The organism is Hydrogenophaga borbori (genome assembly GCF_003417535.1).
Lineage (GTDB): Bacteria > Pseudomonadota > Gammaproteobacteria > Burkholderiales > Burkholderiaceae_C > Hydrogenophaga > Hydrogenophaga borbori.
In genome coordinates, this window is sequence record NZ_QVLS01000003.1 from 156,703 (window position 1) to 170,561 (window position 13,859).

Here is a 13,859-nt window from a genome sequence, read left to right on the forward strand (position 1 = left end):
TTTCAGAGGGTCAGGATGGCGGCCGGCAGGCCCAGGGACTTGACGCGCGCGGCGGCCTTCTCGGCCTCGGCGCGGCTGTCGAAGGGGCCCACCCGCACGCGCACGCGCTTGCCCTCCGCCGTCTGGGCCACGTTCACGTAGGTCTTGAGGCCGGCGCGCTCGAGCTTCTGGCGCGTCTCGCGGGCGCGGGCCTCGTCGGCGAAGGCGCCCACCTGCACCACCACGCGCTCGTTCGCGGTGGAGGCGGCGGCGGGCGGCGCCTGGCCGCGCAAGATGGCCTGGGCGCGCGCGGCCTCGGCGGGGTCGCGCTTGGGCGGCTCGGGCGCGGGTGCGGGTGCTGGAGCGGGCGCTGGCGCCGGTGCCGGGCTCGGCGCGGGGGCCGGACTGGGGGCCGGCGTGGGCACCGGTGCTGGCGAGGGAGCAGGCGCGGGCGAGGGGGCCGGGGCCGGCGAAGGGCTGGGCGCCGGGGCGGGCCGGGCCGTGCTGGCCAGGGGCGGCGCGGCGTCGCGGCCCGGAATGTCGATCGGGATATCCACCGCGATCGGGCGCGGCTGGCTGTCGAACAGCAGCGGAAAACCGATGACGCCAGCGGCCACCAGGATGCTGGCGCCGATGAGCCGGTGGCGCGCCCGGCGACGCACCGCTTCGATGGTGGGAGGCGATGCGTTGGCGCCGCCCTGGGAGCCGGAGCGTGAGCTGATCATGGGGTCGCGAGGGCCTTGGTCGGCACGGTTCAGGCGGCGAGATGCGGTGCCGCGAGCTTCGGCAATCCGTCCTGCAGCACACCACCGACGGTGTAGAACGAGCCAAAGACGAGGATTCTATCAGCGGGGTCCGCCGCGCTCAGGGCTGCGGTCAAAGCCTCGCGCGGGTCGCGGTGCAGGCTGGCGTCGCGCCCCCCGGGTCCCTTCAGTCCCTCCACCAGGGGCTTGAGGTCGGCGGCCCGGCTGGCGCGCGGCAGCGGCAGGTCGGTCAGGTACCAGCGGTCGATCAGCGGCGCGATGCGCGCCAGCATGGTGCCGAGGTCCTTGTCGGCCATGGCGCCGAACACGGCGTGCGTGCGCGGGTAGAAGCCCATGGCGTCGAGGTTGGCGGCCAGCGCGGCCACCGAATGCGGGTTGTGCGCCACGTCCAGCACCAGCGCGGGCCGGCCGGGCACGATCTGGAAGCGCCCCGGCAGCTCGACCAGCACGAAGCCGGTGCGCACGGCCTGGGCCGTGACCGGCAGGCGCCCGCGAAGGGCCTCGATGGCGGCCAGCGCGCCGGCCGCGTTGAGCAGTTGGTTGGCGCCGCGCAGCGCCGGGTAGGCCAGGCCGCTGTAGCGGCGCCCGCCGTGTGAGGGGTGCATGGCCCAGCCCCACTGCTGCTGGTCGCCCGCGACGTGGAAGTCGACGCCCACGCGCCAGAGCTCGGCGTCGATCTCACGCGCGTGGTCGATCAGGCTCTGCGGCGGCGCCGGGTCGCTCACCACCACGGGGCGGCCGGTGCGCATGATGCCGGCCTTCTCGCGGCCGATGCTCTCGCGGTCGGGGCCCAGCAGGGCCATGTGGTCCAGGTCGATGCTGGTGATGACCGCGCAGTCGGCGTCGAGGATGTTGACCGCGTCGAGCCGGCCGCCCAGGCCGACCTCCAGGATGGCCACGTCCACCGCCTCGCGCGCGATGGTGCGCAGGATGGCCAGGGTGGTGAACTCGAAATAGGTCAGGCTCACCTCGGGCTCGCCGCCCTGCCCGCGCCGCGCCACGTCCACCTCGGCCATGGCGGGCACCAGCGTGTCGGCCGACACCACCTCGCCCGCGATGCGGCAGCGCTCCTCGAAATGCACCAGATGCGGCGAGCTGTAGACGCCCGTGCGGTAGCCCGACTGGGTGTAGATGGACTCCAGCATGGCGCAGGTGCTGCCCTTGCCGTTGGTGCCGGCCACGGTGATCACCGGGCAGCTCAGTTGCAGGCCCATGCGCCGCGCCACGGTCATCACGCGCTCCAGGCCCATGTCTATGGCCTGCGGGTGCAGGCGCTCGGCGTGGGCCAGCCAGTCGGCCAGCGTCACGGGGTGATCGGGAACGGGGATCTCAAGCATCCCGCGATTGTCCCACCCGCCCCCTGGCCCGACGCGGCTGGCGGACAATCCCGCCCATGATCACGCTGCATGGCATCCCGAACTGCGACACGGTGAAAAAGGCGCGCGCCTGGCTGGACGCCAACGGCCGCGAACACCATTTCCACGATTTCAAGAAGCTCGGCGTGCCCGAGGCCGGGCTGGACGCCTGGCTGGCCAGCGCGGGCTGGCAGACCCTGGTGAACCGCAAGGGCACCACCTGGCGCCAGCTCGACGAGGCCAGCCGCGCCGCCGTGGTGGACAGCGCCAGCGCGCGCCGCCTGCTGCTCGAGCGGCCCAGCCTGATCAAGCGGCCCGTGGTGCGGTGGAGCGATGGCGCCATCACCGTGGGCTTCGATGCGGCCGACTGGGCCGCCCGGCGCTGAGCCGCTGCCCGCCCCCCCCGACCGCCCTCCCAGGGCCGCGACCTAAAATCGCGGCTTTGCCTTCTCCACGCCCTCCAGCACCATGACCACCACCCAGATCAGCGGCGTCACCGTCGCCACCCAGGCCAACGTCTACTTCGACGGCAAATGCGTGAGCCACAGCCTCACCCTGGCCGACGGCACGAAACAATCGGTGGGCGTGATCCTGCCCGCCACGCTGACCTTCAACACCGGCGCGCCCGAGGTCATGGAATGCGTGGCCGGTGGCTGCGAATACCTGCTGGCCGGCAGCAGCACCTGGGTGAAAAACGGCCCGGGCGACCAGTTCAGCGTGCCCGGCAACAGCAGCTTCCAGATCCGCGTGAGCGAGGCCTACCACTACATCTGCCGTTTCGGCTGAGCCACCACAGGACACCGACATGGCCACCATCCTGCAACACCTGCCCACGCAACAGAAAGTCGGCATCGCCTTCTCCGGCGGCCTGGACACCAGCGCCGCCCTGCTGTGGATGAAGAAGAAGGGCGCCCTGCCCTACGCCTACACGGCCAACCTGGGCCAGCCCGACGAAGACGACTACGAGGCCATCCCGCGCAAGGCCATGGCCTATGGCGCCGAGAAGGCCCGCCTGATCGACTGCCGCCTGCAGCTGGCGCACGAGGGCATCGCCGCGCTGCAGTGCGGCGCCTTCCACATCAGCACCGCCGGCATCACCTACTTCAATACCACGCCGCTGGGCCGCGCCGTCACCGGCACCATGCTGGTGGCCGCCATGAAGGAAGACGACGTCCACATCTGGGGCGACGGCTCCACCTTCAAGGGCAACGACATCGAGCGCTTCTACCGCTACGGCCTGCTCACCAACCCCAGCCTCAAGATCTACAAGCCCTGGCTGGACCAGCGCTTCATCGACGAGCTCGGCGGCCGCAAGGAGATGAGCGAGTTCCTCATCGCCAACGGTTTCGACTACAAGATGAGCGTGGAGAAGGCCTACAGCACCGACAGCAACATGCTCGGTGCCACGCACGAGGCCAAGGACCTGGAGCACCTGAACTCGGGCATCCGCATCGTCAACCCCATCATGGGCGTGCCCTTCTGGCGCGAAGACACCGTGGTCAAGCCCGAAGAGGTGACGGTGCGTTTCGAGGACGGCCAACCGGTCGCCCTCAACGGCCAGAGCTTCGCCAGCCCGGTCGATCTCATCATGAAGGCCAATGAGATCGGCGGACGCCACGGCCTGGGCATGAGCGACCAGATCGAGAACCGCATCATCGAGGCCAAGAGCCGCGGCATCTACGAGGCCCCCGGCCTGGCGCTGCTGTTCATCGCCTACGAGCGCCTGGTCACCGGCATCCACAACGAAGACACCATCGAGCAGTACCGCATCAACGGCCTCAAGCTGGGCCGCCTGCTCTACCAGGGCCGCTGGTTCGATCCGCAGGCCATCATGCTGCGCGAATCGGCCCAGCGCTGGGTGGCGCGCGCGGTCACGGGCGAGGTGACGGTCGAGCTGCGCCGCGGCAACGACTACTCCATCCTCAACACCGAGAGCCCCAACCTCACCTACGCGCCCGAGCGGCTGTCGATGGAGAAGGTGGAGGACGCGCCCTTCACGCCGCTGGACCGCATTGGCCAGCTGACCATGCGCAACCTCGACATCACCGACACGCGCGGCAAACTGGGCGTCTACAGCCGCACCGGCCTGCTGACGAGCGGCGACGGCACCGACATGCTCAAGCTCGGCAAGGACTGAAGCAGGTCCACCGCTTGCGCTCGAAGGGCTCGCCATCTGGCGGGCCCTTTTTTTTGATCACCGTCGGCCTTCGCCGCGATCAGACCCGCAGCAGCCCCCGAAAGCCGCGCGACGCGTAGTAGGACTGCACGCCGTTGTGGTACGAGAACACCTGGCCATAGCGGCGGTCGCAGAACAGGGCCCCGCCGAGCGCGCGCACGGCTTTCGGGGTGGCGATCCAGCTGGAGGTCTTCAGGTCGAACTCGCCCAACTCCTGCAGCCGGCGGTACATCGCCTCGTCGAGCATCTCGACGCCCATCTCGGCGGCCATCTCCATGGCGCTGCCTTGCGGCTTGTTCTCCTTGCGCGCGTCCAGCGCCTCGCGGTCGAAGCACAGGCTGCGCCGGCCCGTGGGCGTCTCGGCCGCGCAATCGCAGAAAAGGATCACGCCCGAGGCCTTGTCGCGCCCGATCACGTCGGGCTCGCCGCCCGAGGCCTCCATCCGGTGCAGGGACGACAGGGCGCCGGGGTTCGACCCCAGCCGCGCCAGCACCTCGTCCCAGGCCATGCCCTTGTGGCGCTTGGGGTGCTTCTCGAACCGGGTCTTCAGTGTTTGCAGCAGCTGTTCACGTTCGGTGGGTTTCATGGCTTCCGTGGGACCTCCGGGTTGGGAAATGGCCAAGTGTTCGGGGCCCGGGCCCGCTCACTGCCTCAGGATCTTGTCCATCGCCTTGCCTTTGGCCAGTTCGTCGACCAATTTGTCCAGCTGGCGGATCTTGCGCATCAGCGGGTCGTCCACCTCTTCGACGCGCACACCGCACACCAGGCCCGTGATCCGTGCGCTGTTCGGGTGAAACGCGGGCGCCTGGGCAAAGAAGGTCTCGACGTCGCTGCCCTGCTCGATCTGGCGGCGCAGTCCCGCCGCGTCGTAGCCCGTCAGCCAGCCGATGACCTGGTCCACCTCCTCGCGGGTGCGCTGCTTGCGCTCGGCCTTCTGCACGTACAGCGGGTACAGCTGGGCGAACTTCATCGAGAAAACGGGGTGGCCAGCCATGGCATGCCTCCTGGGTTCAGATCACCACCGGCTCCGGCTCCAGCCGGATGCCGAAGCGCTCATAGACGCTGGTCTGGATCGCCTTCGCCAGCGTGACCACCTCGCCCCCGGTGGCCCCGCCCCGGTTCACCAGCACCAGGGCCTGCTTGTCGTACACGCCCGCGTTGCCCACGCCGCGCCCCTTCCAGCCGCAGGCGTCGATCAGCCAGCCCGCGGCCAGCTTCACCGTGCCATCGGGCATGGGGTAGTGCACCACCTTGGGCTCGCGCGCGATGATGTCGGCGCACTGGTCCAGCGTGACCGTGGGGTTCTTGAAGAAGCTGCCCGCGTTGCCGATCACCGCCGGGTCCGGCAGCTTGGCGCGCCGGATGGCGCAGATCCAGTCGAAGATCGTCCGCGCGTCAGGCGTGGTGTTGCCGGTTTCGGCGATCTTGCGCTCCAGGTCGGCATAGCCCAGCACCGGCTTCCAGGCCTTGGGCAGCCAGAAACGCACCCGAGCGATGAGCGCGCGGCCCGCCAGGCCGAAGTCGCGCGCATCCGTGGGTGGGTGCTTGAACACCGAGTCGCGGTAGCCGAAGCCGCACTGCGCGGCGTCCAGCGTGAACCCCTCACCCGAACGCAGGTCGATGGCGTCCAGCGAATGGAAGCGGTCTTGCAGTTCCACGCCATAGGCGCCGATGTTCTGCACCGGCGAGGCGCCCACGGTGCCGGGGATGAGCGCCAGGTTCTCCAGCCCGGGCCAGCCCCGCTCCAGCGTCCACTGCACGAAGGCGTGCCAGTTCTCGCCCGCGCCGGCCTCCACCAGCCAGCCCTTGGGCGTTTCTTCCACCAGGCGCCGGCCCGCGATCTCCACCTTGAGCACCAAAGGCCTCACATCGCCCGTGATCACCAGGTTGCTGCCCCCGCCCAGCACGAAAGGCGGGGCCTCGCGGGTGAGTTCCGGCCAGTCGTCCGAGGCCCGCAGCGCGGCCAGGTCGGCCTCGGCGCGGATGCGCGCGAGGCGGTGCGCCTTGGCCACGATGCCAAAGCTGTTGTAGGCCTGTAGAGGCACCTGCTTCTCGACTATCATGGCCGCGATTTTCTCACCCACCGCCGCCTCGCCATGCCCTCGTTCGACACCGTCCTAGAAGCCGATCTCGTTGAAGTCAAGAATGCCGTCGATCAGGTCGCGCGCGAGATCGGCACGCGCTTCGACTTCAAGGGCACGAGCGCCGCCATCGAGCTGAAGGACAAGGAGATCACCCTCACCGGTGACGCCGACTTCCAGCTCCAGCAGATCGAGGACGTGCTGCGCAACAAGCTCGCCAAGCGCAACGTGGACGTGCGCTTCCTCGACATGGGCAAGGTCGAAAAAATGGGCGGCGACAAGGTCAAGCAGGTGGCCAAGGTGCGCAACGGCATCGCCACCGAAGACGGCAAGAAGATCCAGCAGGCCATCAAGGCCAGCAAGCTCAAGGTGCAGGCCGCCATCCAGGGCGACGCCGTGCGCGTGACCGGCGCCAAGCGCGACGACCTGCAGGCCACCATGGCCATCATCAAGAACGAGATGAAGGACCTGCCGCTCTCGTTCAACAACTTCAGAGACTAGTGGACCACCCCCGCCGCGCTTCGCGCGCCCCCCTCAAGGAGGCGGCGCCTGCGGCCCGGCACAGCCGGTTCCGCGGCGCCTCTGGGTGGCGGTGGTCACGAGCGCTGCTGGTTGGCCTCTGGGCGGGCTCCACCGGCTTTTCTTATGCCCAGTCGGTGTCGCTGTCGGGCATCTCCGGCAGCAAGGCCCTGGTCGTCATCGACGGCGCCGCGCCGCGTTTTCTGGCGGCTGGCCAGGCGCACCAGGGCGTTCGCCTGGTGTCGGTGCAAGGCGAATCGGCCGTCGTCGAGATCGGCGGCCAGCGCCAGACCCTGCGACTGGGCGAAGCCCCGGTGAGCCTGGGCGGCGGCGGGGCCGAGGCGGGCGGCGCCCAGCGCGTGGTGCTCACGGCCGACGGCAGCGGCCACTTCATGCCCCAAGGCCAGATCAACGGCCGCGCGGTGCAGTTCATGGTGGACACCGGCGCCACACAAATCATCATGGGCGAGTCCGAGGCCAAGCGCATCAACCTGGACTACCAGCGCGGCCAGCGCGTGACGGTGCAGACGGCCAACGGCACCGCGCCGGGCTACCGCGTCACGCTCGACTCGGTGCGCGTGGGCGACGCCCAGGTGCATGCCGTGGCCGCCATCGTGCTGCCACAGCCCATGCCCTTCGTGCTGCTGGGCAACAGCTTCCTCACGCGCTTCCAGATGCAGCGCAACAACGACCAGCTGACGCTGGAGCGGCGCTACTGACTCAGGCCTGCGCGGCCGTCACCACGATCTCGATGCGGTACGCCGGGTTGGCCAGCGCGGCCTGCACGGTGGCGCGCGGCGGCGCGGCGCCGGGCACCACCCAGGCGTCCCAGACCTCGTTCATGGCCGCGATGTCGCGGATGTCGGTGAGGAAGATCTCGGTGCGCAGGATGCGCGACTTGTCGCTGCCGCATTCCTTCAGGCGCTGCTCCACCTGTTGCAGCACGTCCGCGGTCTGGCCGCGGATGTCGGTGTCGCCGCGCTCGGGCACCATGCCCGCCAGGAACACGATGCCGTTGAACACGGCGGCTTCGCTGTAGCGCGCGGCCATGCCCACGCGCTGGATGCCTTGCTGGTTCATTTTTTCTTGGCTCCGAGCTGGCTTTCCTTGCCGGCCAGCAAGCGGTTGATGTTCTCGGCGTGGCGCCACACAAGCAGCACCGCCATCACCGCCAGGCTCAGCACCATCACGCCCGGCGCCTCCCAGGCCACGCCGCCGCCCAGCAGGTAGTAGGCCGGCGCGAACACCGCCGTGACGATGGACGCCAGCGAGGAATAGCGGAAGAAGATGGCGATGATCAGCCAGGTGAGCAGCGAGGCCAGGCCCAGCCAGGGGTTGAAGCCCAGGATGACGCCGGCCGCCGTGGCCACGCCCTTGCCCCCCTGGAACTTGAAGAACACGGGGAACAGGTGGCCCAGGAAGGCCGCCAGGCCCACCAGCGCCACCGTGCCCGCGCCCAGGCCGAAAGGCTCGCCCCAGTGCGCCACCACGAACACCGGCAGCCAGCCCTTCACCGCGTCGAGCAGCAGGGTGACGATGGCCGCCGCCTTGCTGCCCGAACGCAGCACGTTGGTGGCGCCGGGGTTCTTGCTGCCGTAGGTGCGCGGGTCGGACAGACCCATCAGGCGGCTGACGATCACCGCGAAGGACAGGGACCCGATCAGGTAGGCGGCCAGGGTGGCCAGCGCGGGATAGAGCGCTTGCAAGGGCATCTCCTCGGTCAAGGGTTCTTATGGTCGGAATGGAGCGCGCGTCATTCTGCCAGCGCGCACCGCACCGCCTGCGCGCCCAGCGGACCGCTCAGCACGGCCGGCTCGATGCCGACCAGGAAGCCGCGCCGCCCGCCATTGATCCAGAGGCGCGGCAGTTCCAGCACGGTAGCTTCCACGAACACCGGCATGGCGCGCTTGAGCCCGAAGGGCGAGGTACCGCCCACCAGGTAGCCGCTGTGGCGGTTCGCCACTTCGGGCTTGCAGGGCTCCACCGACTTCGCGCCGATCTGGCGCGCCAGGTTCTTGGTGGACACCGTGCGGTTGCCATGCATGAGCACGGCCAGCGGCTTGGCGGCCTCGTCCTGCATGATCAGCGTCTTCACCACCGCGAACGGGTCCAGGCCCAGCACCTGGGCGCTGTGCTGCGCCCCGCCGTGCTCCAGGTATTCGTAGGGATGCTCGGTGTACGCCACGCCGTTCGCCTTGAGCCAGGCCGTGGCGGGTGTCTCGGAAACATGTCGGGGCTTGGGCATACCAGGGCTTTGTCCAGAGATGCCGCGGAACCGGCTCTGCCGGGCCGCAGGCATCGCCCCCATGAGGGGGTCGCGCGAAGCGCGGCAGGGGTGTTGCTTTTTACTGCGCGGGGTCGCGGCTGTCCCAGCGGATCTTGTCCACCGCCGCCTGCAGCTCGGGCGTGAACGGCGTGCCCCAGGCGTCCAGGCACTCATCCAGCTGGGCCACGGTGGTCACGCCGATGATGGTGGAAGCCACGCGCCAGTTGTTGTAGCAAAAGGCCAGCGCCAGCTGCGCGGGCGTGAGGCCGTGCTCGCGGGCCAGCGCGTTGTAGCGCTGGGCCGTGGCCAGGGCCTCGGGCCGGCCCCAGCGCTGCTTGCGCATGCTCTCGAAGATGGCCAGGCGGCCGTGCCCGCCCACCAGGCCGGTGCCGTCGTACTTGCCGGTGAGCAGGCCAAAGCCCAGCGGCGAGTAGGCCAGCAGCGACACGCCCAGGCGGTGGCTGGTCTCGTCCAGGCCGTTCTCATAACTGCGGTTGATCAGGCAGTAGGGGTTCTGCACCGTGGCCACGCGCGGCAGGCCGTGCTGCTCGGCCAGGCGCACGAACTCGTGCACGCCATAGGGCGTTTCGTTGGACAGGCCGATGGCGCGCACCTTGCCCGCTTTCACCAGCTCGGCCATGGCCTCGAGCTGTTCGAGCATCGAGGCGCAGGGTTTGTCCTTGGCGGGGTCGAAGCTGAGCGCGCCGAAGGCCGGCAGGTTGCGCGCCGGCCAGTGAATTTGATAGAGGTCAATCACCTCGGTCTGGAGGCGGCGCAGACTGCCTTCGCAGGCTTTCACGATTTCGGCCTTGCTCAGGCCTGCGTTGTCGCCGCGGATCCAGGGCATGCCGCGCGACGGCCCGGCCACCTTGGTAGCGAGCACCAGCTTCTGGCGCTGGCCGGGGTGGCGGGCGAACCAGTTGCCGATGATGGTCTCGGTGGCGCTGAAGGTTTCGGCGCGCGCGGGCACGGAGTACATCTCGGCCGTGTCGATGAAGTCCACGCCGCGCTCGACGGCGCGGTCCAGGATGCGGTGCGCGGTCGGCTCATCGACCTGCTCGCCGAAGGTCATGGTGCCGAGGCAGATCGGGGTGACTTGAAGGGGGCTCTGGCCAAGTGCGACGGGGTTCATGCAAGGATTTGTAACGTCAGAGAATTCCTACGGGGTCAATATCCCCGTAGGGGTATAAGTTTAGGCGCTGAGTTGTCCACCGCCGGCTGCGCCAGGCGGGGTCTGTTTTCCCCATCAACAACGAGGAGTTCCACCATGTCCCACACCGTTTCCCACACCACGCGTGGCCTGACCGTTCTCACCGTGGCGGCGGCTCTGGCCATCAGCGGCTGCGCGAACATGAGCGAGACGCAGAGCGACAGCGCCAAGGGCGCTGGCATCGGCGCGGCGGCGGGCCTTGTGTTGGGCGGCCTCACCGGTGGCTCCAAGGGCGCCGCCCAGGGCGCCGTGCTGGGCGCCGGCGCGGGCGCGCTGGGGGGCTACATCTGGTCCACGCGCATGCAAGAGCAGAAGAAACAGATGGAAGCGGCCACCGCGGGCACCGGCATCGGCGTGAGCCAGACGGCCGACAACCGGCTGAAGCTGGACGTGCCGGCCGATGCGGGCTTCGCGTCGGGCCGCTCCACGCTGAGCCCGACGCTGGTGCGCGTGCTGGGCCAGTTCGCCACCACGCTGCAGCAGAACCAGGCCACGCATGTGACCATCATCGGCCACACCGACAGCTCGGGCAGCGACGCCATCAACAACCCGCTGTCCTTCGACCGCGCCAATGCCACGCGCGACTACCTGGTGGGCCGGGGCGTCGCGGCGACGCGCATCAGCACCGACGGCCGCGGCTCGCGCGAGCCCATCGCCGACAACGGCACGGCCCAGGGCCGCGCCATGAACCGCCGCGTGGAAATCTATGTGGCCGAGCCGGCCAGTACCGCGCAGCGCTGACCCATCACTGCTGTCACCGCTCTCTCAAGCCCGGCAACCGCCGGGCTTTTTTTGCGCCCGGCGCGTCAGGCGAGGCGCGCGCGCTCCTCTTCCTGCACGCGCAGCACGCGGCGCTGCACCTTCCCCGTGGTGGTCATGGGCAGCGCGTCAATGAACTCGATCTCCTTCGGGTACTCATAGGGCGCCAGCCGCCCTTTCACGTGCGACTGCAGCTCGGCGACCAGCGAGGCATTGCCGACATGTCCCGGCGACAGCACCACGTAGGCCTTCACCACCGCCCCCCGCTCCCGGTCCGGCTTGGGCACCACCGCCGCGTTCGCCACCGCCGGGTGCTTGACCAGGCAGTTTTCGATCTCGCTCGGCCCGATGCGGTAACCCGCGGCTTTGAACACGTCGTCGGCGCGGCCCTGGTACCAGAGGTAGCCGTCTGTGTCGCGCACGGCCAGGTCGCCCGTGCGGCACCAGCTGCTGGCGGGATCGCCGGTGAACTTGCCGCGCGTGGCCGCCTCGTTTTTCCAGTAGCCCAAAAAGAAGATCGGGTCGGGCTCGCCGTGCACGTCCAGCCGGTGCACGGCCACGTCGCCGGGCACACCCACGGGACATTCCTTGCCGTCGTCGTCGATCACCGCCACCCGGTGGCCTGGGTAGCCCTTGCCCATGCTGCCGGGCCGCGCCGGCCACAGGCGCGCGCAGTTGCCCACGATGTAGTTGATCTCGGTCTGGCCGAACATTTCATTCACCGTGATGCCCAGCTCGTCCCGGCACCAGCTGAACACGGCGTCGCCCACGGCCTCGCCGGCGCTCATCAGCCCCTGCAGCACGAAGCGAAACTGCCGCTTGGGGCGCGGGTACGCCTTCATCATGGCTTTGAGCGCGGTGGGAAACAGGAAGCTGTGCGTCACGCCGTGGCGCTCGATGAGTTCAAAGGCGGTCTGCGGGCTGAAGCGGCCGTTGTGCGCCACGATGGGCCGGCCGAAGTAGAGCGTGGGCAGCAGCGCATCCATCAGGCCGCCGGTCCAGGCCCAGTCGGCGGGGGACCAGAACACCGCCTCGCTGGGGCGGCTGGTGTCGAAGGGGTCGAAGCCGAACCAGTTCTGGCTGCACACGAAGCCCGTGAGGTTGCCGATGAGCGCGCGGTGCGGAATGAGCGCGCCCTTGGGGTTGCCGGTGGTGCCGCTGGTGTAGATCAGCACCGCGGCTTCGTCGGCGCGCGTGTGCGCGGGTTCGAAGGCTTCCTCTTCCTGCGCCAGCAGTTGCGCCCAGTCGAGCGCGCCGCCACGCGCGGGCCCTTCGGGCGCGTCGACGGCGATCAGTTCGTTCAACAGCGGGCAGGCGGCGCCCACGCCCTGCACAGCGGCCAGGGTGCTGGCGTCGCAGATGGCGAGCACGGCCTCGCTGTCGCGCAGGCGAAACTCCAGCGCCTCTGGACCGAAGAGCTGCGACAGCGGCATGGCCACCGCGCCCATCTGCAGCACGGCCATGTAGGCCACGGCGGTTTCGAAGCGCTGCGGCAGCACGATGGCGACGCGGTCGCCGCGCTGAACGCCCAGGGCGTCGAGCGCGTTGGACAGGCGATTGGCCTGGGCGAAGAGCTCGGCGTAGCTGTGCTCGCGGTCGGCCTGGCCGGGAGCGGTGGCGATCACCGCCGTGCGGCGGCCGCTGGCCGCGCCCGTGGCCCAGCGGCGCATGCAGACCTCGGCCATGTTGAACTCGGCCGGCACCTGCCAGCGGAAGTCCGCGTGCAGCGCGGGATAGTGGTCGATCGCGGTGTCACGGCCTGGGCGGCGGGCGGCGTGGGGCATGCCTTTGTCTCCAAGCCCCGCGACCGGGGGCTCTCTATGATCGGGCGAATGTACCAAGCACGACGCCCCTCACGCAGCGAGTTTCTCCCCATCCGCGGCTGGCGCTACCACCTGCGCCACTGGGGCACGCCCGAGGCCGGCCGCCCGCCGCTGGTGCTGGTGCACGGCTGGATGGACGTGGCCGCGTCGTGGCAGTTCGTGGTGGACGCGATGCGCGAGGACCGCCACATCGTCGCCCCCGACTGGCGCGGCTACGGCGACACCACATGGAACGGCGCCGCCCCCGACAGCTATTGGTTCCCCGACTACCTGGGCGACCTCGACGCCCTGCTCGACGCCCTGGCCGGTGAACAGCCCGTGGACCTGGTGGGCCACAGCATGGGCGGCCACGTCGCCACGCTGTACGCGGGCGCGCGGCCACAGCGCATCCGCCGTCTGGTCAACCTGGAAGGCTTCGGCATGCCGGCCTCCCCGCCCGAGCAGGCGCCCAAGCGCTACGCCCAATGGCTGGACGAGATCCGCGCCCTGCGCCGGGGCGACATGGACCTGAGCGACTACGCCGACGCCGAGGGCGTGGCGCGCCGCCTGATGAAAACCAATCCGCGCCTGCCGCCGGACAAGGCCGACTGGCTGGCGCGACAGTGGGCGCGGCCGAATGCCGAGGGCCGTTGGGCCATCCTGGGCGACCCGGCGCACAAGGTCACCAACGCCGTGCTGTTCCGGCCCGAGGAAGCCATCGAGGTCTACCGCCGCATCGCCGCGCCCACGCTGTGCGTGGTGGCCAGCGACGACAGCCTGGGCCTGTGGTGGAAGGGCCGCTACACGCTGGACGAATTCCGCGAGCGCATCGCGCACGTGCCGAACCTGCGCCACGCCCTGATCGAAGACGCGGGACACATGATGCACCACGACCGGCCCGAGGCCCTGGCGGCACTGATCGAGGACTTCCTGCGCGGCGGCTGAGTC

17 protein-coding genes are annotated in these 13,859 nt (G+C 69.7%); 7 read left to right on the forward strand and 10 right to left on the reverse strand.

The window, feature by feature from the left end; genetic code table 11:
• Positions 1-2 precede the first annotated feature (2 nt).
• Positions 3-704: an SPOR domain-containing protein gene (locus tag DY262_RS06480; protein ID WP_116958144.1), complete on the reverse strand. Its 702-nt coding sequence runs from the start codon at positions 702-704 to the stop codon at positions 3-5.
• A 29-nt stretch (positions 705-733) separates the two neighbouring features.
• On the reverse strand, positions 734-2,080 hold the full coding sequence (folC, locus tag DY262_RS06485; protein ID WP_116958145.1) for a bifunctional tetrahydrofolate synthase/dihydrofolate synthase: 1,347 nt from the start codon (positions 2,078-2,080) through the stop codon (positions 734-736).
• 56 nt (positions 2,081-2,136) lie between these two features.
• On the opposite strand from folC, the gene DY262_RS06490 reads away from it, so the two are divergent.
• The 3 genes from DY262_RS06490 to argG all read left to right on the forward strand — a co-directional run bounded on the left by DY262_RS06490 (position 2,137) and on the right by argG (position 4,235).
• Positions 2,137-2,484 carry an arsenate reductase gene (locus DY262_RS06490; RefSeq protein ID WP_116958146.1) on the forward strand — a complete coding sequence of 116 codons (348 nt, stop codon included), beginning with the start codon at positions 2,137-2,139 and terminating at the stop codon, positions 2,482-2,484.
• 82 nt (positions 2,485-2,566) lie between these two features.
• Positions 2,567-2,884: a pyrimidine/purine nucleoside phosphorylase gene (ppnP, locus tag DY262_RS06495; RefSeq protein WP_116958147.1), complete on the forward strand. Its 318-nt coding sequence runs from the start codon at positions 2,567-2,569 to the stop codon at positions 2,882-2,884.
• 19 nt (positions 2,885-2,903) lie between these two features.
• Positions 2,904-4,235: an argininosuccinate synthase gene (gene argG, locus DY262_RS06500; protein WP_116958148.1), complete on the forward strand. Its 1,332-nt coding sequence runs from the start codon at positions 2,904-2,906 to the stop codon at positions 4,233-4,235.
• Positions 4,236-4,314: 79 nt separating this feature from the next.
• On the opposite strand, the gene DY262_RS06505 is transcribed toward argG, so the two are convergent.
• From DY262_RS06505 to murB, 3 genes are read right to left on the reverse strand one after another with little or no spacing between them, the layout of a single operon-like run.
• Positions 4,315-4,860 (reverse strand): DUF4256 domain-containing protein, encoded by a 546-nt coding sequence (locus tag DY262_RS06505; RefSeq protein ID WP_116958149.1) that lies wholly within the window; start codon positions 4,858-4,860, stop codon positions 4,315-4,317.
• A gap of 57 nt (positions 4,861-4,917) precedes the next feature.
• On the reverse strand, positions 4,918-5,268 hold the full coding sequence (locus DY262_RS06510; RefSeq protein WP_116958150.1) for a DUF2200 domain-containing protein: 351 nt from the start codon (positions 5,266-5,268) through the stop codon (positions 4,918-4,920).
• Between the two features lie 16 nt (positions 5,269-5,284).
• On the reverse strand, positions 5,285-6,337 hold the full coding sequence (murB, locus tag DY262_RS06515) for a UDP-N-acetylmuramate dehydrogenase (protein WP_116958151.1): 1,053 nt from the start codon (positions 6,335-6,337) through the stop codon (positions 5,285-5,287).
• Positions 6,338-6,370: 33 nt separating this feature from the next.
• Between murB and DY262_RS06520 the strand changes: the two genes are divergently transcribed.
• Both DY262_RS06520 and DY262_RS06525 read left to right on the forward strand, forming a co-directional pair.
• On the forward strand, positions 6,371-6,856 hold the full coding sequence (locus DY262_RS06520) for a YajQ family cyclic di-GMP-binding protein (protein ID WP_070398916.1): 486 nt from the start codon (positions 6,371-6,373) through the stop codon (positions 6,854-6,856).
• A gap of 155 nt (positions 6,857-7,011) precedes the next feature.
• Positions 7,012-7,593 carry a retropepsin-like aspartic protease family protein gene (locus tag DY262_RS06525; protein WP_245980846.1) on the forward strand — a complete coding sequence of 194 codons (582 nt, stop codon included), beginning with the start codon at positions 7,012-7,014 and terminating at the stop codon, positions 7,591-7,593.
• A gap of 1 nt (position 7,594) precedes the next feature.
• On the opposite strand, the gene DY262_RS06530 is transcribed toward DY262_RS06525, so the two are convergent.
• The 4 genes from DY262_RS06530 to DY262_RS06545 form a co-directional block, all read right to left on the reverse strand.
• On the reverse strand, positions 7,595-7,954 hold the full coding sequence (locus DY262_RS06530) for a RidA family protein (RefSeq protein WP_116958152.1): 360 nt from the start codon (positions 7,952-7,954) through the stop codon (positions 7,595-7,597).
• Positions 7,951-8,580, reverse strand: a complete 630-nt coding sequence (gene plsY / locus DY262_RS06535) for a glycerol-3-phosphate 1-O-acyltransferase PlsY (RefSeq protein ID WP_116958516.1) — start codon at positions 8,578-8,580, stop codon at positions 7,951-7,953. The genes DY262_RS06530 and plsY overlap by 4 nt, the downstream gene beginning before the upstream one ends.
• A 47-nt stretch (positions 8,581-8,627) precedes the next feature.
• Positions 8,628-9,119, reverse strand: coding sequence for an aminoacyl-tRNA deacylase (locus DY262_RS06540; RefSeq protein ID WP_116958153.1), 492 nt, complete (start codon positions 9,117-9,119; stop codon positions 8,628-8,630).
• Positions 9,120-9,219: 100 nt separating this feature from the next.
• Positions 9,220-10,272 carry an aldo/keto reductase gene (locus DY262_RS06545; protein WP_116958154.1) on the reverse strand — a complete coding sequence of 351 codons (1,053 nt, stop codon included), beginning with the start codon at positions 10,270-10,272 and terminating at the stop codon, positions 9,220-9,222.
• Positions 10,273-10,407: 135 nt separating this feature from the next.
• Between DY262_RS06545 and DY262_RS06550 the strand changes: the two genes are divergently transcribed.
• The gene (locus DY262_RS06550; RefSeq protein WP_181936433.1) at positions 10,408-11,091 is read left to right on the forward strand and encodes a YiaD family glycine zipper/OmpA-like lipoprotein; all 684 of its coding nucleotides are present in this window, start codon (positions 10,408-10,410) and stop codon (positions 11,089-11,091) included.
• A gap of 65 nt (positions 11,092-11,156) precedes the next feature.
• Here the strand turns inward: DY262_RS06550 and DY262_RS06555 are convergent, their stop codons facing one another.
• Positions 11,157-12,893: an acetate--CoA ligase gene (locus DY262_RS06555; protein ID WP_116958155.1), complete on the reverse strand. Its 1,737-nt coding sequence runs from the start codon at positions 12,891-12,893 to the stop codon at positions 11,157-11,159.
• A 48-nt stretch (positions 12,894-12,941) separates the two neighbouring features.
• Between DY262_RS06555 and DY262_RS06560 the strand changes: the two genes are divergently transcribed.
• Positions 12,942-13,856: an alpha/beta fold hydrolase gene (locus DY262_RS06560; protein WP_116958156.1), complete on the forward strand. Its 915-nt coding sequence runs from the start codon at positions 12,942-12,944 to the stop codon at positions 13,854-13,856.
• The last annotated feature ends 3 nt before the right edge of the window (positions 13,857-13,859 follow it).